Origin of the sequence: Sphingopyxis yananensis, from assembly GCF_020687785.1 — a bacterium.
Taxonomy (GTDB): Bacteria; Pseudomonadota; Alphaproteobacteria; order Sphingomonadales; family Sphingomonadaceae; genus Sphingopyxis; species Sphingopyxis yananensis.
On record NZ_JAJEWI010000010.1, the window covers coordinates 419,079 to 444,594 of the forward strand.

Genomic DNA, 25,516 nt, shown 5'->3' on the forward strand with positions numbered 1-25,516 from the left:
CGAGGTGGTTTTTGGCATGGCCAGAAAGCCTGTGGCACAGATCGCAGATTGGTTGACCGGTGCAGCATAATGCATCAGCGTGACCCAATAAGGGTAAGACGGGCGGAATGAAAAAGGGCGATATGATTTTGATCGGGCGCGATATTGCCATGACAAGCAAGCGATGGTCGGGTCATGCGCGGGGGGCTTTGTCCCTTTCCGTCTCTGTGGCTGCCCTGTTGTTGGGCGCACAGGCGCAGGCACAAGTTTCGTCGGCGTCGGAAGGGGAGCGCAAATCTGGAATGGCTGTGGGGGAGCAAAGCCAAGGTAATGCGGCAAGCGAGGCGAGGGCTGAGCCCGCCGCTTCGGCTGATAGTCGTGATGCCGATGGCCGCGATATTGCCGCCCCATCACCGCCCCCGCCCAATGTGCTGTTTCCCGTGGTGGAACCGATCATCGAGGATGAGGAATTTCGCAAAGCCATTCCGCCTATTTCGGCGGAGGATGACCCCGAACTGAGCCGCCCCTTGGAAACGATCGCGGAATTTGAGCAACGTCAGGCGGATGAAGCGGCGGAGCGTTTGGCCCGCCGCAATGGCAATGGCGGCGATACCGCGACTTTGGCTTCGCAAAATGACGCAGGCGATAGCGATACAGATGGCGGCAGTGATGCGGATGGTCTCGTTCGGCAACCGGCGGTCATTACATCGGCGAATGCTATGCCCGATGCACAGGGGACGGAGCGACAGGTGCATGTCCCCTTGATGGTTCCCGTGATCGGCAGTTCGCCGATCCGCGATACCGAATTATCCGCCCCGCTGCCGCCGCTGGACAGTTTTGATGTGACGCCGGTGGAATTCGCCGAAGCAGCGGATGATAGCCGCAATAGAGAGGTGCGGTATTCCATTAAAATCAATGGAATGAGTGAAGCGGAGAGCAGCAGCGAAATCTCTATGGCGCGTTTGTTCCGGTCTTTGTCGGTTTTACATGATGGCGATGGTAAGGCGGATAATATTGCCATGCTAAGGGCACGGCTGACCGCAGATGGTGAATTGGTTCAGCGGATCATGGCGTCCGAGGGATATTATGACGCGGCCGTGAAGACGCAAATTATACGATCGGACGCCAAGGAGCCTCTGGCCGCGACGCTGAATATTACCGCTGGTACGCGTTATAATTTTTCGGAAATTCGCGTGGATGCTGGGCCAACGATTCCGGATGATTTAATCGCCGCCAATTTCCCATTGCGCGTCGGCGAACCCATTGTCGCAGAGCGGGTTTTGGCCGCCGAGGCCGCGATTGCCCTGCGTTTGCCAGAACATGGCTATCCGTTCACCAAAGTGGGGCAACGGGACATATTACTGGATGGTGCGGCCGGAACCGGCGCTTACACCTTGCCGGTCGAGGTGGGCAATCGGGCGCGCTTTGGTGGGATTTCGACCACGGGCGATTTGGCCTTTGATGCTGAACATGTGGAGTTGTTGGCGCGTTTCAAACATGGCGATCTTTATGACAGCCGCAAAGTGGATGATTTGCGGCAAGCGTTGGTTGCCACCGGATTGCTGTCCACGGTCGCGGCGGAAACGCAACCGACCGGCACCTATGCCGAGGATGGCAGCGAATTTGTGACGATGATGGTCACCCAGCAGGCTGGGCCGCCGCGCACTCTGGCTGGAAGCATCGGTTATGGAACGGGGCAGGGGCTTCGCGCCGAGGGCAGTTGGCAACACCGCAATTTATTCCCACCCGAAGGCGCATTGATTGTGCGCGGGTTGGCGGGGACACAGGAACAAAGTCTGGGTGTTACCATGCGCCGCAGCAATGCAGGGCGGCGAGACCGCAGCTTTGAAATGGTGGCAGAGGCACTACGCAGCAATTATGACGCCTTTGAAGCGATTACGGGGCGTGTTGGTTTCCGTATCAGCCGCGAAAGCACCCCCTTGTGGCAGAAAAAGCTGACCTATAGTTTTGGTGCCGATCTGATCGCGACGCGCGAAGATGATTATGATTTTACCACCCAGTCGCGCCGCAAAGATTTTTACACCATTTTGGGTCTGGCGGGCCAGTTGGGCATTGATCGCTCCAATTCCATGCTGGACCCAACAAAGGGCTTTCGTATCACCGGTTTGGTGCAGCCGGAAGGGTCGCTGTCGGGCAGCTTTACCCCCTATGCGCGAACGCAGATTGATGGCAGCGCTTATTATCCTGTGATGGATAATTTGGTGATTGCCGGACGCATCAGGGTGGCCAGCATCCTTGGGGCGGATCGCGAACGCTTGGCCCCGTCGCGGCGCTTTTATGGTGGTGGCGGCGGCTCTGTGCGTGGATTTGGCTATCAGCAATTGGGGCCCAAAGACCCAAATAATGACCCGATTGGTGGCCGCAGCTTGAACGAAGTGGGGCTGGAGGCGCGCTATCGCTTTGGTAGCTATGGCGTGGTGGGCTTTGTCGATGCGGGCCAAGTCTATACGGGTAGCACCCCTGATTTCAGCAATATGCGCGTTGGCATGGGGCTGGGTGGGCGTTTTTATACCAATTTCGGCCCGATGCGACTGGATGTCGCGACACCCATTGGCCGAAAACCGGGTGAAAGCCGCGTGAGCGTTTATGTTTCCATTGGGCAGGCGTTTTGATGAGCAAGGATGTGGAACAGGGCGCTGCCGGCGGCGAGGCCAATTTAGGGGCACAAACTGTGGGTGCGGCTGTAGAGGCGGATGGACGGACCGCCAAGTCAGAACGGCGTAGCATTGGCCGATCCATCTTGCGCTGGGTCGGCATTATATTGGGCGGATTGGTGGCTTTAGCGGCGCTGTTCCTGATCGGCCTGAATAGCGATGCGGGCCGCCGATTTGTGGTGACGCAGATCGAAAAGATGGAATTTGAAAATGGCATGAAAATCGACATAGGGCGGCTGGACGGGTCGCTTTATGGCGAAATGCGCCTGCGGGAATTTAAGTTGTTGGACCCCAAGGGCGTGTTTTTAACATCGCCTGAAATTCGGGTGGATTGGCGCCCATTTTCATTTTTATCCAAACATTTGAATATCAAATCAGCAACGTCGCAGACGATCAATCTAACCCGCCTGCCGGAATTTAAGGTGACGCCGCCCAGCGATACGCCGCTGTTGCCGGATTTGGACATTGATATTGGCACGCTGCGCGTCGACCGTTTTGTGGTTGGCGAAGCGGTGGCTGGCCAGCGTCATGACCTACGATTGGTCGGAAATGTCGCGATTGCGGATGGACGCGCCAAGATTAACGCCGATGCCGACACCATTGGTGCGCTGAAAGGGGACAAGTTGAAACTGGTGCTGGACGCGGTTCCAGAAGCCAATAAACTGCTGATGAAGGCGGATATTAGCGCACCGCAGGGGGGCGTGATTGCCGCCTTGGCTGGTTTGGACAAGCCGTTGACCGCCAAGCTGGACGGGGCGGGCGATTGGAAGGCATGGGATGGCCGCTTGACCGCGCGGTTGGCGGATGCCGAATTGGCCAATATTGCCCTTGGCGCGCGGGATGGTCTGTTCAGCCTGAAGGGCGATGCCAAAGCAGCGCAATTGGCAGGCGATGCCTTGCAGGGCATGTTAAACCCCACCGTTGCCATTGATTTGCAAGCGAAACTGACCGAACGTAAAGCCGAACTGAGCGGCAATCTGGCGTCGGATGCCATGCGTTTGGACGTGGCGGGCGGCGTGGATTTGGGTGAAAATCGCTATGACGCTTTGGCGCTGGACCTGAAAATATTGCGTCCATCGGCGGTGTTGCCGCAAATTCAGGCGCAGAATATGCAGGTTTATGCGGTGCTGGACGGCGAATTTGCCAAGCCATTGGTGGATTATCGCGCGCAGGCTGCACGTGTGGCGGTGAATGATATTGTCGTTGAGCGCTTGAACTTGTCCGGTAAGGCGCGGGTCAATGCCGACCAGATTATCGTTCCGCTATCAGGCCGTGCGGCGGCCATTCGCGGTCTGGATACCGCAGCAGGCGGGACATTGGTGGATGTGCGTTTGGACGGCGACTTTGCCTATAAAGATGGACGATTGCTGAGCGATAATTTGCGCCTGCGTTCGCCGCGCATCGATGCCAAGGCGATCATTATCGGGGATTTTAATCGGGCCTTTTATACGGGCGCGATCAATGGCCGTATCAATGATTATCGCATTGATAGTGTCGGTGTGTTTAACATCAGCACCGACATGGATTTGGAAACCACAAAGGGCGGTTTTGCCTTGGCTGGTACGGTGCGGGCGCGATCGACCAGATTGTTCAACAGCGGAGTTCAGGATTTGACTGGCGGCAATGTCATCGCCAGCAGCGCGGTACGCTATGGCAGTGATGGGGTCGTGCGCTTTTCCAACCTGCGGATGACATCGCCGAAATTACAGGTGGTTAGCGGGCAGGGAAGCTATGCGACCAATGGACAACTGACACTGAATGCGCGGGCGAATAGCGCCGATTACGGCCCCTTGGATGTGGCGGTGACTGGCACGATCACCAACCCACAAGCAACGTTGCGGGCGGAGCGACCCGGACTTGGTATTGGCCTGACGAATTTGCTGGCCAAGGTGACGGGCGCGGATGGCGGATATCGCCTGAATGCGGTCGGTGATACGGATTATGGGCCCTTGGCGGCGGATGTCGTCTTGTTGATGCAAAAAGGCCCGATGACCATTGACATAGAACGGGCCAATTTGGCCGGTATTGGGTTTAAGGGACGCTTGGTGCAGGCGGCCTCCGGTCCGTTTGTCGGTCAATTGGACGCCAGCGGAAATGGCATGGGCGGCGTCGTGCGATTGGGTGCGGATGGCAAATATCAAACCGCCAAAGCCAATATTCGTGCCAATGATCTCGTCATGCCTGGGGCGGCGGGGCTGTCCATTGGGTCGGCGATTGTCGATGCCGATGTGACCTTGTTTGACACGCCGCATGTGGTCGCGGATGTGCAGATCGCGGATACGCGCTATCAAAGCTATCATATTGCGGTGGGGCGCGCGAAGGTGGATTATCGCGGCGGATCGGGCAAAGTTCAGGCTTTGTTGGAAGGCACCAGCGGGGTTCCATTCCGTGTCGCGCTCAATGGTGACTTGGCGCCTGCACTGTGGCGGGTGGCCGTGGATGGACGCGCTAGCGGCGTGAATTTCCGCACCGAAAATCCCGCCCGTATTGCCGTTTTGTCGGATGGTTATGAGTTGTTGCCCACCACCTTGAATTTGGGTCGTGGCAGCCGTGCCCGTGTGGCTGGGCGATATGGGCAAGACGGTATGATGCTGCAAAGCCGTCTGGACCGCGTAAATATGGCCTTGTTGAACAACCTATACCCCGACATGGGGCTGGGTGGCCGCGCGAGCGGAAGCATCGATTTCGTTCAGGCGGGGGCGAATGCCATGCCGACCGCCGATATCCGATTGTCGGTCAATGAATTCACCCGCACCACGGCGGTGGCCGTTAGCCAGCCGGTCGATATGAATTTGATCGCATTGTTACACGCGGATGGCGGGGATATACGCGCGGTGATGCGGCAGCGCGGAACGGTGATTGGCCGTTTGCAAGCGGCGCTGAAGCCTTTTGGCGCGGGAACGGATTGGTCCACGCGGTTGATGGCATCGCCTTTGGCAGGCGGCTTTCGTTATAATGGGCCGTCGGAAACGCTGTACAGCTTCTTTGGTCCGGCTCAGCAGGCGGTGAGCGGGCCCATTGCGGTTGCGGCTGATTTTAGCTGCGCGGTGAACAGCCCCTGTTTGGAAGGGGTTATTCACGGCAAGGATATGGTTTATGAAAATCAATTGTTCGGCACGCGCCTGACCGGAATGAACCTGACGGGCCGGTTTAATGGCGACCGCTTGCTGGTTGAAAAGATGACCGCCAAGGCAGGCGACGGCAGCATTGAAGCGTCCGGTTTCATCAGTCTGGCGGCGGCGCAGGGTTATCCGATGAATATCAACGCCAAGCTGAATAATGCGCGCTTGGCGCGTAGCGACAATTTGGGCGCGGAGGCGACGGGTGATTTGCAATTGGTCAAGACGGCTGGTCAAACGGCGATCCTGTCTGGCGATTTGCGGATACCGGAGGCGCGCTATAAATATGTCCGTGAAGGGGCGGCGTCCGTGCCCAGCTTGACGGGTGTTCGCCGCAAGCCCGCCTTGGGACGGGCCCGTGTGACGGGCGATCGTTTGCAAGATGTTGGTGGCGGCCTGTTTGACCTGATCCGGCTGGATATTCGTTTGCGTGCAAATGAGCAAATTTATGTCAGCGGCATGGGATTGGAATCCGAATGGCAGGCCGATGTTCGTTTGCAGGGCACAACCGAAACGCCGCGCGTTGCGGGTGAGGTGGAGTTGGTACGCGGGACATTGGGCTTTGCGGGGCGCAGCTTTACGCTGGAAACTGGGCGGATCAGCTTCCCCGACGGCAATGCTTATGACCCCGCCATTCAGTTGGTGGCGACCGAAACCATTGAAAATGTCGAAGTCAGCGTGAATGTCAGTGGGCGCGCACAAAATCCGGTGATTAGTTTCAGCAGCGTTCCCGGATTGCCGCAGGACGAAATTGTTTCGCGCATCCTATTCGGTGAAAGCATCACCAACTTGTCGCCAGTGCAAGCGGTGCAATTGGCAACATCGCTGAACAGTTTGCGTGGCGGCGGCGGCGGATTGAACCCATTAGGGGCCTTGCAATCCATCGCTGGTATTGATCGTCTGCGTGTGCTGGGCGCGGATGAAACCGAAGGGCGCGGCACCGCGATTGCGGCGGGCCAATATATTTCCAAGGATATTTACCTAGAGGTGATTACCGACGGGCGCGGATATACGGCGACCCAGTTGGAAATCAGCCTGACGCGCGCCTTGTCTATCCTGAGCCAAGCGGGTGGGTCGGGTCAGAACAATATGAGCGTCCGATACCGGAAGGATTATTGACGATGCGGCTGGGTTTGATCGGCATTGTCGGTGCGATATTCTGTTTGATGACAGCATGTTCCGATGAGCCAGATTTTGATGCGCGCTATGAGAAAGCGGCCCAAGAAATATCCGAGCGCGCGCGCGAATTGCATGCAGAGGATGCGCGTGTGCGGGTTGAAATGGGCCTGCCTGTTGCAACCGAGAGCGTGACGGCTGCGGAGACGGTCACGGCACAAAAGGCGCGATAAGCATCGATGCCAGCCCCAGCTTTTTGCTTGCCTGTCGCGAACAGCATGGCTAGGGAAGATGCGTCATCTGGGGAGTAGCCAGCCGTTCGTTTGACCGAACGGGCCACTGTGTCAACATACTCGGTCGAGAGGCCGTGGTGCAGTGGAAACGGATTTTTCCGTTTGGGCGAGACCAATGACACCGATCTTTCTGTCCGGGCTGGGCGGCGAGAGAAGGTGTCTATTGGTTTTATTTGCCGCCCGGCCCGGGGACTGTTCATGGACGCATTTACCACATCAACCGCTGTCGTGGCGCTGGCGGAAATTGGCGACAAAACGCAATTATTGGCAATATTGCTGGCAACACGGTTTCGCAAGCCTGTGCCGATCATTTTGGGTATTTTATTTGCCACCATCGCCAATCATGCGCTGGCGGCTTTGGTCGGGGTAAAGGCGGCGTCGCTGCTGGACAGCGAATATTTTCGCTATGCCGTTGGCATTGCCTTTGTCGTGATGGCCGCATGGACCCTGATACCCGATAAATTTGAGGATGATGATGCGCCGAAAAATCGCTCCGGTGCGTTTTTGACCACGTTGGTGGCGTTTTTTTTGGTGGAAATGGGTGACAAGACACAGGTCGCAACCATTGCACTGGGCGCACAATATCAGGATCTATTGTGGGTCACGGCAGGAACAACATTGGGGATGATGTTGGCGAATGTGCCCGCTATTTTTCTGGGTCAGGCTTTGTTGCAGCGCGTGGATTTGGCCAAAGTGCGGTTTGTTGCGGCGGCCTTGTTTTTGATCATCGGCCTGTGGGTGATCGCGCAAACGGCAGGACTGATATCCTAAGCGCAAATATCTAAGGATGGAATAGCAAAGAGGGCACCCTGTGGGTGCCCTCTCCGGCAAGGAGCCTTTCGGCTGTCTGATCGCTACGATCGCTTGTTAAGAAGCGATATTAGAAGCGGTAAGAAATACCAACGCTCAGCTTGCTGTTGCTGACGCTGCTGTCATAATCTTCTACGCTATATTCTGCGCGCAGGCTGGTCTTGGCGCCAAGACCGGTTTCCAAGCCAGCACCATAAACCAGAGCTTCTTCATTGCCACTTTCGGTGTCACCGAAGAAGTTCGTCTTGAACTTGGTGTTTTGATAGCCAACACGTGCGTAAACACCCGTTGTGTCCGTTACCTTATAACCCAGACGGCTGCTGAAGCCGAAGCTTTCGCGGGCTTTGATCTGGGCTTTGCCATCTTCGTCCGAGATGGTGAGGGCAGCGCCGGTCAAGGACGCATTGGCTTCGAGGCCAACGAAAATATTGGCGGTCAAAGGCAGATCATAACCAGCGTAAAGCGCGGCGCCATAGCCATTGGCGCTCAGGCCGTCCAAATAGACGTCGCCCAACAGATCACCCTTGATTTCATAGGCGTCGCGAACAGCGGCCACGCCAACATAAGGGCCTTCGAAGATTTCAGCATGAGCGGTGCCAGTGAATGCAACCGAGGCGAGGAGAGCCAGAGCCATTTTTTTCATAATATTTTCCCCCTAAATTTAGGTAATTTCGGCCAAAGCCAGCTGTCGACTAGATACGACAACTGCTTGGCTTGGGTGCCTGTAGGGGGTGCAGGGAAAGAAGGTCAATGAAGCGATGCAAATTTACACCAGTGTCGTTATGAACCTGCGTCTTTTTTGCAACATTTAAATATATATAATAATATCTTCGCAAAGATATGCCGCAACATCTGGGCCATACTTATTGTCTAGACAAGATGTTGCGGTAAGAAATTTTCATATTTCTAAATGGTTTAGCGTGGCCATAAATTATCGTACCGAAAAGCTATATTGGCCGGAGCTTGGCTGCGCCCCTGTTGCGGTGGCGGTCCATGAAACGCGATAGGTGCCGGGCACCAGCGGGCGCTTCAATGTCATGGTGACAGATTTGCTGTCGCGGCCAATGGCCGATGTGGCCCGCATCTTCATAGGCGGGTGGTCGGTCATGCCGGGCATCGCCGTCATGATCAACTCTGTCCGCAGCGATGAAGGAGTGATCGTTTCGTTAAATTGGAGCGACAAAGACGTCACCTTGGACGCCGTGCTGTTGGCGGCGGGTCTAGCGCTGCTGACCGCGAGCCGTGCATCAGCGGCGGATGTTACGCCCAGCAGAAGGAGGGAGGCGGTGATGGCGGCAAATGTGCGTGACAATATTTTTTCCATTCTTTGAATTTTGCTCGGCGTTTTTGCGCTGTGCTGATAATACGCGAAAGGGGGAAAATACCCTCAATGTCTCAATTCATCATGTTTTCATGAGGGGCGGGGGTGATGGCTGCGTAAAAGGCCATGGGGGAAAGTGAGAAATTTATGGACCATGATTTGAAAATTTTGCGTGTGACCGATTTGCCCAAAGCGTTGGCAGATCTGGATGATCATATATTGGCGGACGCTGTCATCCGGCGAAATGAGGCCAAAGCCATGCGCCGAATGATGGTTCTTGCGGCGTTTATTTCCATGGGTGGCGGTGTGGTCGCGGGCGCGGCATTGCCGGCACCAGCCGAAGCGGCCAGTCCGCTGACTTTATTGGTTCCGCACAGCCCATTGACGCAAGTAGGCATGGCGGACCGTAGCTAATGGCACCCCAAAGACAGGTTTTTCTGGTCGCGTTGATTGCCATCGTGGCCTTTGTTGCGGCGGCATCTGGTGTTTGGGTGGGAAGGGCGCTGACCGATAAACCGGATAGCAGCCACTTTGAATTGCACGCCAAATTATATGATGAATTGCAATTAAAGCCGGACCAGCGTGCCCAGTTGGCGAATGTCGAGGCGGCGTTTAATGTACGGCGCAAATTGCTGGAAAAGCAAATGCGCGAAGCGAATGAGCGTTTGGCGATCGGTATTCAATTGGAACATGGATACGGCCCGCAAGTGACGGATGCCATTGATGAAACCCATCGATTGATGGGGGATTTGCAGAAAGAAACCCTGCAATATCTGTTTGCCATGCGCGATGTGTTGGATGAGCAGCAGGCCGGCAAATTTGACAAAATTGTGGTCGATGCTTTGACCACTGATATGCAGTGACGGTTGATTTTTCTCAATTAACAGATGCACAACTGGCCAGCCATGCACGGATGGGCAGTCAATTGGCTTATCGGGAATTTTTAACCCGTTACAAAGCCCCGATTTATCGTTTAATTTGCAACTATATTGGCGATCCAGACGAGGCGCTGGATTTGGTGCAAGAGGCGTTTGTGTCGGCCTTTGCCGCCATTGATCGTTATGACGACAGCCGCGCCTTTCGCGTGTGGATGAGCCGAATTGCGGTGAACAAGTGCCGCGATTGGGCGCGGCGGCGCAAGGTTCGGGCCTTTTTTTCGGCCGCGTTACCCCTTGAAAAAGCATATGATGTGGCCAGCGCTGACCCTTTGCCGGACGAGGAGTTGAGCGGGCGCGGGCAAGTCCAAATCGTGCGCCGCGCCATGGATGGCTTGCCAGCGAAGCTGCGCGAAGTGCTGATTTTGCGCGCGATTGATGAGATGTCGCAGGCGGAGGCGGCAAAAATTTTGGGCGTCAGCGAAAAGACGGTGGAAACCCGCCTGTATCGCGCCCGATTGCGGATGCGCGAACAGTTGGGCGATTTGTCTTAGCGCGCCTTTCGGCTGTTTTGACCTGTTTTGCATGAGGGGTCGCGGCGCGGCCTGCGTATCTTTGCACAGATTATCAGGAGAGTTTCCATTTCTATGCAGTTGGACCGGCGTCGTTTTGCAAGTGCTGCCTTTGGCGGAGGCGCGATGGCCGCGCTCGCGGCGCACATACCAGCATGGGCGCAGCCCGTGTCTCAGGGACTTGTGTCGACCCTGCCGACCGTCAGCGGTGAGGATATCACGCTGCGCATCGCCAAGCAGAAAATCCGTATTGATGGCATGGTGGCCAAGGCCATTGGCGTGAATGGTACCATTCCCGCCCCATTGGTGCGCCTGAAAGAGGGCCAAAATATTCGCCTGACGGTGCATAATGATTTGGATGAGGATAGCTCAATCCATTGGCACGGCCTGATTTTGCCATTTCATATGGACGGCGTGCCCGGTGTCAGCTTCCCCGGTATCAAGCCCAAATCATCCTTTACCTATGAATTTCCGATCGTTCAAAGTGGTACCTATTGGTATCACAGCCACAGCGGTTTGCAGGAAGCTTTGGGTCTTTATGGGCCGATAGTGATTGATCCGGCGGGCGCGGACCCTGTGGGCTATGACCGCGAGCATGTGATTGTCTTGTCCGACCACAGCCACCTGTCGCCTTATGAAATCTTTCGCAAGATGAAGGTTAGCCACGGTCATTGGAACATGCAGCGCGAGACGTTCATGGACCTGATTAAAGGCAAGGGTCTGTCTTTGTCCGAACGCATTGCGTGGGGCAAAATGCGCATGGACCCGACCGACGTGGCCGATGTGAACGGGTCGATTTTGGAATTTTTGGTCAATGGCCATGGTCCCAAGGACAATTGGACTGGCCTGTTCCGTCCCGGTGAACGGGTTCGTTTGCGGATTATCAACGCATCGTCGATGTCGATTTTTAATGTGCGTATCCCCGGATTGCGGATGACCGTGGTTCAGGCCGATGGTTTGCATATTCGCCCCGTAGAAATTGATGAATTTCAAATCGGTGTGGCGGAAACTTACGATGTGATCGTCACGCCAACCGAAGACCAAGCCTATACATTTGTGGCGGAAGTGAACGACCGCAGTGGCATGGCACGCGCGACCTTGGCCCCGCGTGCGGGCATGGTGGCCCCTGTTCCGGCGCTGCGTGAACGGCCGCTGGCGACCATGAAAGATATGGGTATGGGCGATATGTCGGGCGGTGACTGCACCCCCGAACATGAAGCCATGGGCCATTGTTCGGTGGATGGCGATAGTGGCGGCGGCGGCATGGACCATGGGATGCGCGATTTCAGTCTGGCGCCGCAAGTCAAGCGCGACCCCAGTGTGCAGGCCATTTCGCCGATGCCCGTCGACCGCATGAACGAACCGGGCCAAGGCTTGGATAATGTGGGCCATCAAGTGCTGACCTATCATGACTTGCTGTCATTGGAGCCGAACCCTGATGTGCGCGCACCCAGCCGTTCGCTGGACATTCACCTGACCGGCAACATGGAGCGGTTTATGTGGTCGTTCGACGGGGTGAAAATGTCGGATCATCATGAACCCATTCCTTTCATCGAGGGCGAGCGGGTGCGGGTGAATTTGATCAACCAATCGATGATGAGCCACCCCATTCACTTGCACGGCCATTTCTTTGAACTGGTGACGGGCAAGGGCGATCATTCGCCGCGCAAACATACGGTCATTGTTCAGCCGGGCGGAACAGCCAGCTTTGACTTTACCGCCGACGCGCTGGGGGATTGGGCGTTCCACTGTCACTTGCTGTACCATATGCACGCCGGAATGATGCGCGTTGTCAGCGTTCGTCCGAAGGGAGAAGAGGCATGAAAAATCTGTCTTTGACCCTGATGGGCGGAATTTCGATGCTGGCCTTCGCGGCGCCTGCTGCGGCGCAGAGCGAGCATACGGGTCATGCTGGCCATGATGCAAAGCCAGCGGTCAGCACACCGACCTGCACGCCGGACCATGCCGCGATGGGCCATTGTACCCTAAGCGTGACGGCGGACGATCATACGGCCGACCATCAGGGGGCCGCAAACCATGATGCCCAGCAGGGGCATGGTGAGCAAGATCATGCCGCGCATCAGGCGCAAGGGGCGCATGCTAGCCATGACATGCATGGCGCAGAGGGTGCAGGGACAGCCACAGCCGTGGTGACGGAAGCGACCTGCACACCGGAGCATGCGGCCATGGGCCACTGCACTTTGCCGGCCAAGGCGCAGGATCATAGCGCGCATCAAACGTCCGCCAATCCCGAGGCAGGGCATAGCGATCACGCAGCGACGCCTGGTGCCAAGGCCGACGATCATGCGGCAGTGCAGGCTGGCACAGCCACATGCACGGCAGAACATGCGGCCATGGGGCATTGCACATTGGAGGCGACCAACTCCAATTTGCCGCAAATTGGCACCAACCTACCCTCCGGTGACGCACCCGCGCCGCCGCCGCCCAGCGATTGGATGGCCGATGGCGTGTGGGGCGAGGGGGCGATGGCCCATAGCCGCCATATGATGATGGTCGAAAATGGTGGTCAGACCTTTAGCTATTTGCGCTTGAACGGCGAATATAGCGCCCGAAAAGGCCGTGATGCTTATTCGGTCGACGGCAAATTCTGGTATGGCGGCGATATCAACCGTCTGCATATACGCGGCGGATTTTCTGGCGATGTTGGTAAGGGCGTCGACGATGGCGATATCGCGGTGCTTTATAGCCGCGCCATTGATGCCTATTTCAATATCGAAGGCGGTATCAAACAGGAATTGGGTGAGGGACCGAAGCGGACCTATGCCAGCATTGGCTTTTCCGGACTTGCCCCTTATTGGTTTGAGCTGGAAAGCGCGCTGATGGTTTCCGACAAAGGTGATTTTACGGCCCATATCGAAGCCGAATATGACCAATTGATCACCCAGAAACTGGTGCTGCAACCGGCGTTTGAGCTGGGCCTTTCGGCGCAAAATGTGGCAGAGAAGGGCTTGGGTAGCGGTATCACCGAAGTGGGCGCGTCGCTGCGCCTGCGCTATGAATTTGTGCGGGCCTTTGCTCCTTATGTCGGGGTGTCGTGGAGCCAAAAAATTGGCGGAACCGCTGATTTCGCCCGCGCGGCGGGGGAGAAGGCGTCGTCGACCAAATTTGTTTTTGGCCTGCGGACCTGGTTTTAAATATAAGGGGTAGGCCGTTAATGGTCTGCCCCCTTTTGTTGTGGCCGCTGGGCCATGGGATGAAGGAAAATCTGATGGGTGCCTTGTGTTGCCGCCGAAATGCCCTGACCCTGTTATTGGGTGCGTCCACCGCTTTGCTGGTGGGGTGCGGCAAGACTGATAGCGCCAGCTTGGCATCGGCCAATGCGGCCGAAGGCGATACGGCTGCCGCAAAGCCTACGATGATCGTGTATCGTGATCCCAATTGCGGTTGCTGCGGGGCGTGGGCGGACCAAGCCATGGCGGCTGGTTATCCGGTGAAAATTGAAATCCGCGAGGATATGGGCACGGTGAAAACGGGCCTGAATGTGCGCGCGGATTTGGCAAGCTGTCATACTGTGACGGTGGCCGGATATGTGCTGGAGGGCCATGTGCCATTTGACCATATCGCCAAGCTGCTAGCTGAAAAGCCCAAAGATATTATTGGATTGGCTGTTCCGGGGATGCCGCGTGGGTCCCCAGGCATGGAAATGCCAGATGGCAGCAAAGACGAATTTGACGTGATTGGGTTCGACAAAAATGGCCCTGTGCGGGTGTTTACCGCCTGAGCTTGGCGGTCAATCTAAAGGGAAAGCTATAGCAGCGTGATTTGCGCTGTAATTAAAGCGCCGCTTGGCTGGATAAGTTGGGCGGCGTTTGGCGTTTCAACAAAGATCGCGTCCTCGCTCGCCAGACGGTGGCGGTGGCCGGACATGGTGAGGGTGCAAGGCTGCGGCGCGACCATCAGCAAATGATCGGCAAGGGCGGTAAAGGATGTGCTTTGTCGCCGCAAAGTCAGTTCGGCGCGGCCATGGCGGGCCATCAGGTTAAGCACGCGGCAGGGACGCAGCGGTTCGGCGTAAACGGGCGTGTCGCCCGCAAAAATATATTCCGGCATATCGTCGGTGATGACGCGCGTTTCGCCGTGAATGGTCAGCCGCATTTCACCCGACAGCAAGATTAAGTGACGCGTGACATTGGGCCAGCGTGAAAAATCGCTTGGCTGGCTGACCTGCGCGATGCTGGCGCGCCAAAAAAAATCGTCATCGCCCAAAGTTGGGATGGACGGAAAAAGGGCGACATCTTGGGTGATGCCGCCGCCGCTGCGCCAGCGCCGCGAGGGGCGCTGGCTGGCGGGTAATAGACGTGCCGTCGTCATATGGGCTGCATCAACCCAGAATAGCGGGCAGGTTCAGGCCTTGCTCGCGCGCGCAATCCAGTGCGATGTCATAGCCGGCGTCGGCGTGGCGCATGACACCGGTGGCGGGGTCGTTCCACAACACACGTTCCAAACGGCGAGCGGCGTCGTCGCTGCCATCCGCAACAATCACCATGCCGCTGTGCTGCGAATAGCCCATGCCGACGCCGCCCCCATGATGCAGCGATACCCATGTTGCGCCCGATGCGGTGTTGAGCAAGGCGTTGAGCAATGGCCAGTCGGACACGGCGTCGCTGCCGTCCTTCATGGCCTCGGTTTCGCGGTTGGGCGATGCGACCGATCCGCTGTCCAAATGGTCGCGGCCAATGACCACGGGGGCCTTGAGTTCGCCATTTTTGACCATTTCGTTGAACGCCAGCCCCAAACGGTGGCGGTCGCCAAGGCCGACCCAGCAGATGCGCGCCGGAAGCCCTTGGAAGTGGATTTTCTCGCGGGCCATATCCAACCAGCGATGCAGTTCCTTATGATCGGGCAGCAATTCCTTAACCTTGGCATCCGTTTTAAAGATGTCTTCGGGGTCGCCCGACAGGGCGGCCCAGCGGAATGGGCCGATGCCACGACAGAAGAGCGGGCGGATATAGGCGGGGACAAAACCCGGGAAGTCAAAGGCATTGGCGACGCCTTCGTCCTTGGCGACTTGGCGGATATTGTTGCCATAATCGGTGGTGGGAACACCGGCGGCTTGGAAATCCAGCATCGCACGGACATGTTGGGCCATCGACGCTTTGGCCGCTTTGGCGACGGCTGCGGGGTCGCTTTCGCGCTTTTCCAGCCATTCGGCGACGGTCCAGCCAGCGGGAAAATAGCCGTTAACGGGGTCGTGTGCGCTGGTTTGGTCGGTCAAAAGGTCGGGACGAATGCCGCGTGCGAACATTTCGGGCAGCAATTCCGCCGCATTGCCGAGCAATCCGACCGAGACGGTTTTGCCATCAGCCTTGGCTTGTTCGATGATGGCCATGGCTTCGTCGATGGTGGCGGCTGATGTGTCGAGATAGCCGGTGCGCAGGCGCATGTCGATGCGGCTGGGCTGGCATTCAATGGCGATGCAAGATGCGCCCGCCATGACCGCAGCAAGGGGCTGTGCGCCGCCCATGCCGCCAAGGCCCGCCGTCAGCAACCATTTGCCGGACAAATCGCCGCCATGATGTTGGCGGCCCATTTCGACGAATGTTTCATAGGTTCCCTGCACAATACCTTGGGTTCCAATGTAAATCCACGAACCAGCGGTCATTTGGCCATACATAGCGAGGCCGCGTTTATCGAGTTCGTTGAAATGGTCCCAATTGGCCCATTGAGGGACCAGATTGCTGTTGGCGATCAGCACGCGCGGCGCGTCTTTGTGGGTTTGGAACACGCCAACTGGCTTGCCGGATTGCACCAGCAAGGTTTGATCGTCGTTCAGTGTTTTCAGCGTTTCAACGATTTTGTCATAGCTGGGCCAATCGCGCGCGGCGCGGCCAATGCCGCCATAGACTACCAATTCTTCGGGGCGTTCGGCCACGTCGGGATGCAGATTGTTCATCAACATTCGCAGCGGCGCTTCGGTCAGCCAGCTTTTGGCGTTTAATTCGGTGCCGACAGGGGATTTGATGACGCGGCTGTTGTCGAGGCGGTTCATGCGTGTCCTTTCGCAAAATCGAGGACGGCCGTGATAATGCGTTGTAAAACTGGTAAAATCACGGGCGTTGAGTGGAGCGGCGTCGGCCATTGGCCGGGCGCATAATCTGTTGGTTCGTCCATATAACCGCGCTGGGCGAGTTCCATTTGGATGGCGTGAATACCGCCCGTCGGGCGGCCATAGTGCCGCGTGGTCCAGCCGCCCTTGAAGCGGCCATTGACGACATGGCTGTGGGCGGAGGCGGCGCAGATATTGGCGACCGCTTGTTCCAATTCAGGCGCGCAGGTGGCGCTGTTGTTGGTGCCGATGTTGAACATCGGCAAGCGTCCATCAAACAAGCGTGGAACATGGCTGCGGATGCTGTGCGCGTCATAGAGGATGGCGACGCCATGCTGGGCCTTTACGCGGTGGAGTTCGGCGGTGAGCGCGGCGTGATAGGGGGTGTGATAGGCGGTTTTGCGCCGCTGCTTTTCGGCATCGTCAAGAGCGTCGATGGCATCCGCGCCGTTGCGATAAAGCGGGACGCCATCAAAGCTGGTGGTTGGGCATAATTCGGTGGTGGCCTGACCCGGATAAAGCGATGCACCCGACGGGTCGCGGTTCATATCAATGACCGAACGGCTGATGTCGGTGGTGACAAAGCTGACGCCCATATCGCTGGCGAAATCATAAAGATCGCGAACCCACCAGTCTGTGTCCAGACGGGCCAGCCATGGCGAGGCAAATTGATCGTCCAGCCCCGCCAAGCTGGTGCCGCCGTGGGGGACGGCGATCACCAGCGGCGCTGTGCCGCGATGGACATGAAGCCAATCGGGGGACGGCACAGAAGGAGCGAGGGAGGCCATTGCTGATTACCCAACCAGCGGCAACCGGAATTGCGCGGCCTCGACCAGCGCGCCGGACCGGATGAGCGTGTTTGCAGCCTCCATATCCGGATAGAAATGGCGGTCGTCATCCAAGGCTGGAACCACGGCTCGCAGGCAGGCGCGTGCCTTTTCCAATGGGGCGGAGGAGGTTAGTCCGCCGTGGAATTCAATGCCTTGGGCGGCGGCCAGATATTCGATGCCCAAAACGGCAGTGGCATTTGCGGCCATATCCATCAGGCGGCGGGCACCGTGCGCGGCCATTGAGACATGGTCTTCTTGGTTGGCGGAAGTCGGGATGCTGTCCACGCTGGCGGGGAAAGCGCGCTGTTTATTTTCGCTGACCAACGCGGCGGCGGTGACTTGCGGGATCATGAAGCCGCTGTTGAGGCCGGGCTTGGGCGTCAGGAAGGCGGGCAGGCCGGATAGTGCAGGGTCGACCAACATCGCGATCCGGCGTTCGGAAATGGACCCGATTTCGCATATCGCCATCGCGATCATATCGGCCGCAAAAGCAACAGGTTCAGCATGGAAGTTGCCGCCAGATAGAGCTTCGTCCGTTTCTGGGAAAATCAGCGGATTGTCTGAAACGCCATTGGATTCGATCTCCAAGGTGGTGGCGGCTTGGCGCAAAATGTCCAGCGCCGCACCCATGACTTGGGGTTGGCAGCGCAGGCAATATGGGTCTTGGACGCGGGCGTCGCCGATCAGGTGGCTAGCGCGAATAGCGCTGCCGTCCATCAGGCCGCGCAGGGCCGCTGCGACCTCAATCTGGCCAGCGTGGTGGCGCAGGTCATGGATGCGCGGGTCAAAGGGGGTGTCGCTGCCCTTGGCGGCTTCGGTCGACAGCGCGCCCGTGACGAGGGCGCTGGTGAACAGCAATTCGGCCTCGAACAGTCCGGCCAGCGCGTTGGCGGTGGAAAATTGCGTTCCATTCAGCAGGGCAAGCCCTTCTTTGGCGGCCAATTCAATGGGGGCAAGGCCGACCGACGCCAAGGCTTCGACGGCGGGCATGACGGTGTCGTTGACGATGATGTCGCCGACGCCGATCATCGTGGCGGCCATGTGCGACAGCGGGGCCAAATCGCCGCTGGCGCCGACGCTGCCTTGGCTGGGGATGACGGGGGTCAGGCCCTTGGCCAGCATCGCCGCCAGCAAGTCGCAGGTTTCAACGCGGACGCCCGATGCGCCTTGGGCCAGACTGACCAATTTCAGCGCCATCATCAAACGGATGACAGGAACGGGCGAGGGGGCACCAGTGCCCGCCGCGTGGCTGAGCACGATATTGCGTTGCAGGGTCGCTAGGTCGTCATTCTCGATGCGAACGCTGGCCAATTTTCCAAAGCCGGTGTTGATGCCGTAAACTGGTTCACCCTTGGCCAAAATGCGGCCAACAGCGGCGGCGCTGGCGGCGATGCGGTCCTTGGAGGAAGGCTCAAGGGTGACAGAAGCGCCGCGATATATGGCGCGCCAATCGGCCAGCGTGACTTGGGCGGGGATAAGGGTGATGTTGGTCATTGACCACTCCAGATGCGGGCATGGAGCGGGTTAAACCCCATGCGGTAGACAAGTTCAGCGGGACGTTCGATGTCCCAAATGGCGAGGTCGCAGCGCTTTCCAGCCTCTAAGGTGCCGATGCTGTCGGATCGTCCAAGGGCGCGGGCCGCGTTTTTGGTGACGGCCAACAAACATTCCGCAACGCTGAGGCGGAACAAGGTGGCCCCCATGTTCATGGTCAGCAGCAAGGATGTGAGCGGCGATGTGCCGGGGTTGCAATCCGTCGCCAAGGCGATGGGAATAGCTGCATCGCGCAGCGCCGCAACGGGCGGCAACTGCGTTTCGCGCATGAAATAATAAGCCCCCGGCAGCAGCGTGGCGACGGTTCCCGACGCGGCCATGGCGATGATGCCGTCATTGTCCAAATGTTCCAGATGATCGGCGGATAGCGCGTCAAAGGATGCGGCTAGCGCTGCTCCATGTTGGTTGGACAATTGTTCGGCGTGCAGCTTGACCGGAAGGTTCAGCGCGCGGGCGGCCTTAAACAAGCGGGCGGTTTGCTGGGCCGTAAAACCGATATTTTCGCAAAAGGCATCGACCGCGTCCGCCAGATGTTCGGCGGCGACTTGCGGCATGATATTTTGGATAAGAAGATCGATATAGGCATCTGGATTAACACTATATTCTGGCGGCAAGGCATGTGCGCCCAAAAAGCTGGTGGCGACGCTGATATCGGCATGATCGCTTAGGCGGCGCGCGGCGCGCAACATGCGAATTTCGCTCTCTGCCTCAAGGCCATAGCCCGATTTGACTTCGATTGTGGTGACGCCCTCGGCCATTAAGGCATGAAGGCGGGGCAGGGCGGAGGCTATCAGTTCTTCTTCGCTGGCGGCGCGTGTGGCGCGCATGGTGGACAATATGCCGCCGCCTGCGCGGGCAATTTCTTCGTAATCGGCCCCTTGTAGGCGCAGTTCGAATTCATGGGCGCGGTCGCCGCCGTGGATGATGTGGGTGTGGCAGTCGATCAGGCCGGGGGTGATCCAGCGCCCGTCCACATCCCATTCTTCATCTGCATCAAATAGCGGTGCTTGTGATGCGGGTCCGGCATATAGAATTTTGCCCCCTGCCTCGGCAAGCACGCCGTCATCGATCAGGCCCATTTCGGCGTCTGTCATCGTGGCAAGGCGGGCATTTTTCCAAATGCTGTCACAGCGCATCATCGAATCTCCTTGGATGACATATCATTGCATCGGCATGATTTAATGTATAGACATAAAAATCGAACGACGAAATATTCTGATGAGAATCAAGAGGCAAAGCCATGGTATCATTCTTTTTTAATGAGATTTTACTGGCTGATGGATGGGCCAAGGATGTGCGGCTGTTGGTGGTGGATGGCCGTATCTCGGCGATTGAAACCAGTGCGATCAAACAAGACGGCGATGCCCATCACGCCTTGGCCATTCCCGCGCTGGGCAATTTGCACAGCCATGCGTTTCAGCGCGCCATGGCCGGAATGACAGAGGTTACAGGGCCGACCGGCGACAGTTTTTGGACATGGCGCGAGATTATGTATCGCTCTGTCGATCGCCTGACGCCAGAGGGGCTGCGGAATGTTGCGGCCATGGCCTATGCCGAAATGCTAGAGGGCGGATTTGGCCGTGTGGGGGAATTTCATTATGTTCATCATGACGCGGATGGGCAGGGTTATGCCGACCCTGCGGTGATGAGCGCTGCGATTGTACAAGCGGCGCAGGACACGGGCATCGGCTTGACGCATTTGCCCGTATTTTACGCGCATAGCGGCTTTGGCGGGCAGGCCCCCAGTCACGGGCAGCGGCGGTTTTTGCACGATATCGACGGATTTGTGCGCCTGATGGATGGGGCAAGGGAATATCTGCGATGCTTGCCCGACGCGATATTGGGCCTTGCCCCGCATAGCCTGCGGGCGGTGACACCCGAGCAATTGGCGGCGCTGGAGCAGTTGGCAGGTGGTGCGCCCATTCATATTCATATCGCGGAGCAAGTGAAGGAAGTGGAGGATTGCGTCGCATGGAGCGGTCAGCGCCCGGTGGCTTGGTTGCTGGACCATATGCCGGTCGATGATCGTTGGTGCTTGGTTCATGCGACGCATATGGACGCGGATGAAGTGCGCGGGATGGCCGCCAGCGGCGCGGTGGCGGGCTTGTGCCCCATCACCGAGGCGAATTTGGGCGATGGCTTGTTTTCCGCGCCGGAATTTATGGCCCTGGGAGGGCGCATTGGCGTGGGATCGGACAGCAATGTGCGCATTGATGCCAGCGAAGAATTGCGCTGGTTGGAATATGGTCAGCGGCTTTTACGTCGCGGGCGTAATGTCTTGGCGGGCGAAGAGGGGCGTTCGACGGGGCAGGCGCTGTTTCAGGCGAGCGTCATCGGTGGGGCGCAGGCGCTGGGGGTTGAAGCGGGCCTGGCTGTGGGGCATGTGGCGGATATGGTAAGTTTGGATATGAACCACCCCTCTTTGGCTAGGAAATCCGGCGCTGCGGCGCTGGATGCTTGGATATTCTCTGCGGGGCGTGGGGGCATTGACCATGTTTGGCGGCGTGGCCGTGCGGTGGTGCAGGGCGGGCGACATATTGACCGTGACTATATCACCGCCCGCTATCATCAAGCTGTAACGAAATTATTTTCATGACGTTGATATTGCTATGAAAAAGACGCTTCACGAAACCATTCGCACTGACATGGAAGCGGCGATCTTGTCCGGCGCATTGGCGGCGGGCGAGCGCCTGCCGACCGAAGCGGATTTAATGGAGCAATATGGCTGTTCTCGCATGACGGTGAACAAGGCCATATCGGCGCTGGTCGCTGCATCTTTGGTCGAGCGGCGCAAAAAAGCAGGGAGCTTTGTCGCCCGTCCCAAAATGCACAGTATGGTGCTGGATATTCCCGATTTGGAAGCCGAGGTTTTGCAGCGTCGGCAGCGCTATGCCTTTCATTTGCTGTCGCGCGAGATCCGTTTGGCGGACCCGCAAAAAGAATATGAGCAGCAATTGAGCGGCGGCGAGGCGTTGTTGGTGCTGACCGGCCTGCATTTGGCTGATGGGCAGCCGTTGGCGTTTGAGGAGCGATCGGTTAGCTTGGCGGCGGTGCCGGACATGGCGCAGCAAGGCTTTGAGTTGATTTCGCCCGGTGCGTGGCTGTTGAAACATGTGCCATGGACTGAAGCGGAGACGCGCATTGCCGCGGTCAATGCTGCGCCCGAGGTGGCTAGGCATTTGGATCAGGACGTCGGCACCGCTTGCTTATATATTGAACGCCGCACTTGGCGCGGCGAAGCGGGTGTCACATGGGTGCGGCAGCATTTTATCGGTAAAGACTATGATTTGATCGCGCATTTCGGTCCGGCGCGATCTGGCGGGGCCATTTAAGCGCGGGGCTTTTTGCGCATTCGGCTGTGTTATTCTGATCGGGACGAACCGCAGGCTGCGCTGGATTTAGGCCGTAGATACGTAAAGTCGCGCCTTAACGACCCAGATTGAAAATATATTTCGTGAAAGATGAGGGCCGCGTAGCGATGCTGCGTAAACCCTTGTGCTGGCGAAAGTAGGTGCTTGGAAATAACCAACGCTTTGCGAGCGGCAGCAAAAAATAATCCATGCGCGCCCCATATGGTGGGGTGATGACATGGATGGGAAACAAGGGGTTTAACCGTGAACATCAAATCCACGTTGCTGCTGGGCGCAGCAGCATTGACTGGCTTTGCGCCGACTGCTTTTGCGCAAGATCATGCTGATCATCAGGCCGAAAATGCCAGCCAAGGCGACATCATTGTAACGGGGTCGCGCATTCGTCGTACTGACTTGGCCGGCGTTGGCCCTGCGACCGTGGTTTCCGCGGAGCAGTTGGAAAATACCGGCGTTGTGAATATTGAAAATGTGTTGCAGCGCTTGCCAGCCGTGGCTGGTTTTTCGGGCAACCAAACCAACGCTTATTGGACTGGCAATGGTTATGGCACGGCGCAGGTGAACCTGCGTGGTTTGGGCATTAAGCGCACGCTGACCTTGTTAAATGGTCGCCGCTTGGTTGCTGGTGGTACGGGCGCAAACTCTTCGCCCGATTTGAACATGATCCCGACCATTGCTTTGGCACGTACCGAAGTCTTGAAGGACGGCGCATCGGCCATTTATGGCGCAGACGCGGTGTCGGGCGTGGTCAACCTTGTGACCCGCAATGATTTCGAAGGCATTGCCGTCAGCGCACGCAACGGTATCACCGGCAAGGGTGATGGTCATGATTTCACCGCCGATTTCTTGGGCGGTATCCGCAACGACCGTGGCGGCTTGATGTTCGCCGCGACCTATCAAAAGACGCAGGCCATTGGTCTGTCGAGCCGTGCACCTTGTGCATTGACGGAAGCTGCGGGTTCGTTGGTTTGTGCACTGAGCGGTAATACGGTCGGCGGCCGTGCGAATGTGGATGGTACCATCGTGAATTTCACAGGCGGCGACGCTTATGAACCATATGTCGCATCCAAGCATGGCTTTAACAGCTATCATTATCTGAATGCTGTTAGCCCGATTGAACGTATTTCGACGGGTCTGTTCGGCGATTATGCGTTGAGCGACAATGTCACAGCTTTTGCAGAAGTGCTGTACACCCACCGCAAGTCGAACCAATTGGCAACCCCAAGCGTCATCCGCGGCGTGTCCCCTGGTTTGCGTAATGGCATCCCGATTTCGGCGCTGCACCCCAGCAATCCAACGGGTCAGAATATCACGCTTTTGGGCCGTACCTTGATGGAAGCCGGTCCTCGTGAGTTTTTCCAGACCACCAATACATGGCAGGCAACGGGCGGCTTACGCGGTAAACTGCCGAATGATTGGGCATGGGAAGTCACGGCATCCTTTGGCCGCAATACAGCCAAGGATGGTTCGACCAACATCGTCAATCTGGAGAAAATGAACGAAACATTGTCTGTCAACTGCGGCACCAACGGCGCGCCTTGCGGCGATTATCTGGGCGTTGGCGATATGTCGCAAGACGTGATGGATTATATTTTATACACTTCGACAGATCGCGGCGGCAACCAATTGATGTCGTTCACGGCGGATGTCACGGGCGAATTGATCGACCTGCCAGCAGGCGCTTTGGCCTTTGCGGCGGGCTTGGTGTACCGTGAAGAAAAGGGTTGGCGTAACCCAGATCCCCGCACGGTAGCGGGTGTTGCGAACAATAACCAACAAGACCCTGTGTCGGGTAAGGTTGACACCAAAGAAGCTTATTTGGAAGTGTCGGTTCCGTTGTTGGCAGACAAGCCTTTCTTTGACGCTGTGACGCTGGACGCTGCGGTTCGTTATTCGGACTATAAATTGTTCGGCAGCGATTGGAATTACAAGCTTGGTCTGGATTGGAAGGTCAGCGAAGCTCTGCGTTTCCGTGGCACCTATGGCACTGGTTTCCGCGTTCCCAACGTTCCGGAATTGTTCAGCGGCATGGTTCAAGGCAATTTGACCACGGCTGACCCGTGCAGCAAATTGACGGGCAGCAGTGCAGCAACTTTGGTGACCAATTGCGCGGCAGCAGGCGTTCCGACCGGTTTTGTTCAAACGGGTACGAATGTTTTGACCGAAACGGGCGGCAATATCAATTTGAAGCCAGAAAGCTCGACGACTTGGACCCTTGGTGCGGTGTTCCAACCCGCCGCCATCGTTCCTGGGCTGTCGCTGACCGCCGACTGGTTCAACATCAAAATTGAGGACGCGATTCGTTCGGTTCCTGGCTCGATGAAACTGAACCTCTGCTATAACAGCAGCAACATGTCGCACCCATTCTGCGCTGATATTGATCGTGATGTCGCGACGGGCGACGTGACCTATATTCGTTCGCAATTGAACAATACGGGCGCCGAGCTGATGCGCGGTCTGGACCTTGGTTTGGTCTATAGCCGCAATATCGCGGATGTTGCGGTGACATTGGATTTGAACGCGACATATTTGGACAAATATGATGTGGTTCAGTCGGTTGGTACGCCAGCTTTGACCTATGACGGCTATCTGGGTGGCGGCAATGGCGGTTATTCCAAGTGGCGCGGCTATGGCGTTTTGACCGCCAACAAGGGCAAGGTGACGGCGACTTGGTCGACCCAATGGATTGGCAAGGCTAAGGATTTCTATGCCGCTGCCACCGCCATTGGTGCCCGCGTTCCCAACGTCTTCTACCACAATGCGCAATTGGCGTTTGAAGTGAATGAAAAGACACGCTTCTCGTTGGGCGTGGACAATCTGACCGACCGCAAGGCACCTTATGTTGCCAACTATACCGACGGAAACACCGACACGATGGTCTATGACCTGATGGGTCGTCGTTTCTATGTCGGCTTCCGTACCGGTTTCTAAGGGTAG

The 25,516-nt window shown here is 57.2% G+C and carries 20 protein-coding genes and 1 riboswitch; of the genes, 13 read left to right on the forward strand and 7 right to left on the reverse strand.

What is annotated here, in order from left to right:
- Positions 1-149: 149 nt before the first annotated feature.
- From LKO31_RS13480 to LKO31_RS13495, 4 genes are all read left to right on the forward strand, one after another.
- The gene (locus LKO31_RS13480; protein ID WP_227691066.1) at positions 150-2,612 is read left to right on the forward strand and encodes an autotransporter assembly complex protein TamA; all 2,463 of its coding nucleotides are present in this window, start codon (positions 150-152) and stop codon (positions 2,610-2,612) included.
- Complete coding sequence (locus LKO31_RS13485; RefSeq protein ID WP_227691067.1) at positions 2,612-6,892, forward strand: translocation/assembly module TamB domain-containing protein; 4,281 nt, start codon at positions 2,612-2,614, stop codon at positions 6,890-6,892. The genes LKO31_RS13480 and LKO31_RS13485 overlap by 1 nt, the downstream gene beginning before the upstream one ends.
- Positions 6,893-6,894: 2 nt before the next feature.
- Positions 6,895-7,122, forward strand: coding sequence for a hypothetical protein (locus LKO31_RS13490; RefSeq protein WP_227691068.1), 228 nt, complete (start codon positions 6,895-6,897; stop codon positions 7,120-7,122).
- Positions 7,123-7,178: 56 nt separating this feature from the next.
- Positions 7,179-7,380, forward strand: a riboswitch (yybP-ykoY riboswitch).
- Positions 7,381-7,953 carry a TMEM165/GDT1 family protein gene (locus LKO31_RS13495; RefSeq protein WP_227691069.1) on the forward strand — a complete coding sequence of 191 codons (573 nt, stop codon included), beginning with the start codon at positions 7,381-7,383 and terminating at the stop codon, positions 7,951-7,953.
- Between the two features lie 109 nt (positions 7,954-8,062).
- On the opposite strand, the gene LKO31_RS13500 is transcribed toward LKO31_RS13495, so the two are convergent.
- Together LKO31_RS13500 and LKO31_RS13505 are read right to left on the reverse strand one after the other, a co-directional pair.
- Positions 8,063-8,635: a porin family protein gene (locus LKO31_RS13500; RefSeq protein WP_227691070.1), complete on the reverse strand. Its 573-nt coding sequence runs from the start codon at positions 8,633-8,635 to the stop codon at positions 8,063-8,065.
- A 288-nt stretch (positions 8,636-8,923) separates the two neighbouring features.
- Positions 8,924-9,304: a copper resistance protein CopC gene (locus LKO31_RS13505; protein ID WP_227691071.1), complete on the reverse strand. Its 381-nt coding sequence runs from the start codon at positions 9,302-9,304 to the stop codon at positions 8,924-8,926.
- 156 nt (positions 9,305-9,460) lie between these two features.
- Between LKO31_RS13505 and LKO31_RS13510 the strand changes: the two genes are divergently transcribed.
- From LKO31_RS13510 to LKO31_RS13535, 6 genes are all read left to right on the forward strand, one after another.
- Positions 9,461-9,727, forward strand: a complete 267-nt coding sequence (locus LKO31_RS13510) for a hypothetical protein (protein ID WP_227691072.1) — start codon at positions 9,461-9,463, stop codon at positions 9,725-9,727.
- The gene (locus tag LKO31_RS13515) at positions 9,727-10,176 is read left to right on the forward strand and encodes a periplasmic heavy metal sensor (protein WP_227691073.1); all 450 of its coding nucleotides are present in this window, start codon (positions 9,727-9,729) and stop codon (positions 10,174-10,176) included. The genes LKO31_RS13510 and LKO31_RS13515 overlap by 1 nt, the downstream gene beginning before the upstream one ends.
- Positions 10,173-10,742, forward strand: a complete 570-nt coding sequence (locus LKO31_RS13520; protein WP_407699286.1) for an RNA polymerase sigma factor — start codon at positions 10,173-10,175, stop codon at positions 10,740-10,742. The genes LKO31_RS13515 and LKO31_RS13520 overlap by 4 nt, the downstream gene beginning before the upstream one ends.
- 87 nt (positions 10,743-10,829) lie before the next feature.
- Positions 10,830-12,584, forward strand: coding sequence for a copper resistance system multicopper oxidase (locus tag LKO31_RS13525; protein ID WP_227691258.1), 1,755 nt, complete (start codon positions 10,830-10,832; stop codon positions 12,582-12,584).
- Positions 12,581-13,915: a copper resistance protein B gene (locus tag LKO31_RS13530; RefSeq protein WP_227691075.1), complete on the forward strand. Its 1,335-nt coding sequence runs from the start codon at positions 12,581-12,583 to the stop codon at positions 13,913-13,915. Before LKO31_RS13525 ends, LKO31_RS13530 begins: the two co-directional genes overlap by 4 nt.
- Positions 13,916-13,989: 74 nt before the next feature.
- Positions 13,990-14,502, forward strand: a complete 513-nt coding sequence (locus tag LKO31_RS13535; RefSeq protein ID WP_227691076.1) for a DUF411 domain-containing protein — start codon at positions 13,990-13,992, stop codon at positions 14,500-14,502.
- Positions 14,503-14,528: 26 nt separating this feature from the next.
- Here the strand turns inward: LKO31_RS13535 and LKO31_RS13540 are convergent, their stop codons facing one another.
- From LKO31_RS13540 to hutI, 5 genes are read right to left on the reverse strand one after another with little or no spacing between them, the layout of a single operon-like run.
- On the reverse strand, positions 14,529-15,092 hold the full coding sequence (locus tag LKO31_RS13540) for a HutD/Ves family protein (protein ID WP_227691077.1): 564 nt from the start codon (positions 15,090-15,092) through the stop codon (positions 14,529-14,531).
- A 10-nt stretch (positions 15,093-15,102) separates the two neighbouring features.
- Complete coding sequence (gene hutU / locus LKO31_RS13545) at positions 15,103-16,770, reverse strand: urocanate hydratase (RefSeq protein ID WP_227691078.1); 1,668 nt, start codon at positions 16,768-16,770, stop codon at positions 15,103-15,105.
- Positions 16,767-17,615 carry an N-formylglutamate deformylase gene (hutG, locus tag LKO31_RS13550; protein ID WP_227691079.1) on the reverse strand — a complete coding sequence of 283 codons (849 nt, stop codon included), beginning with the start codon at positions 17,613-17,615 and terminating at the stop codon, positions 16,767-16,769. Before hutG ends, hutU begins: the two co-directional genes overlap by 4 nt.
- Before the next feature lie 6 nt (positions 17,616-17,621).
- The gene (gene hutH / locus LKO31_RS13555; RefSeq protein WP_227691080.1) at positions 17,622-19,151 is read right to left on the reverse strand and encodes a histidine ammonia-lyase; all 1,530 of its coding nucleotides are present in this window, start codon (positions 19,149-19,151) and stop codon (positions 17,622-17,624) included.
- Complete coding sequence (hutI, locus tag LKO31_RS13560; protein WP_227691259.1) at positions 19,148-20,347, reverse strand: imidazolonepropionase; 1,200 nt, start codon at positions 20,345-20,347, stop codon at positions 19,148-19,150. Before hutI ends, hutH begins: the two co-directional genes overlap by 4 nt.
- A gap of 104 nt (positions 20,348-20,451) precedes the next feature.
- On the opposite strand from hutI, the gene LKO31_RS13565 reads away from it, so the two are divergent.
- The 3 genes from LKO31_RS13565 to LKO31_RS13575 all read left to right on the forward strand — a co-directional run bounded on the left by LKO31_RS13565 (position 20,452) and on the right by LKO31_RS13575 (position 25,510).
- Positions 20,452-21,807 carry a formimidoylglutamate deiminase gene (locus LKO31_RS13565; RefSeq protein ID WP_227691081.1) on the forward strand — a complete coding sequence of 452 codons (1,356 nt, stop codon included), beginning with the start codon at positions 20,452-20,454 and terminating at the stop codon, positions 21,805-21,807.
- Between the two features lie 13 nt (positions 21,808-21,820).
- Positions 21,821-22,543, forward strand: coding sequence for a UTRA domain-containing protein (locus LKO31_RS13570; RefSeq protein WP_227691082.1), 723 nt, complete (start codon positions 21,821-21,823; stop codon positions 22,541-22,543).
- Positions 22,544-22,825: 282 nt separating this feature from the next.
- Positions 22,826-25,510, forward strand: a complete 2,685-nt coding sequence (locus LKO31_RS13575) for a TonB-dependent receptor domain-containing protein (RefSeq protein WP_227691083.1) — start codon at positions 22,826-22,828, stop codon at positions 25,508-25,510.
- Positions 25,511-25,516: the final 6 nt, after the last annotated feature.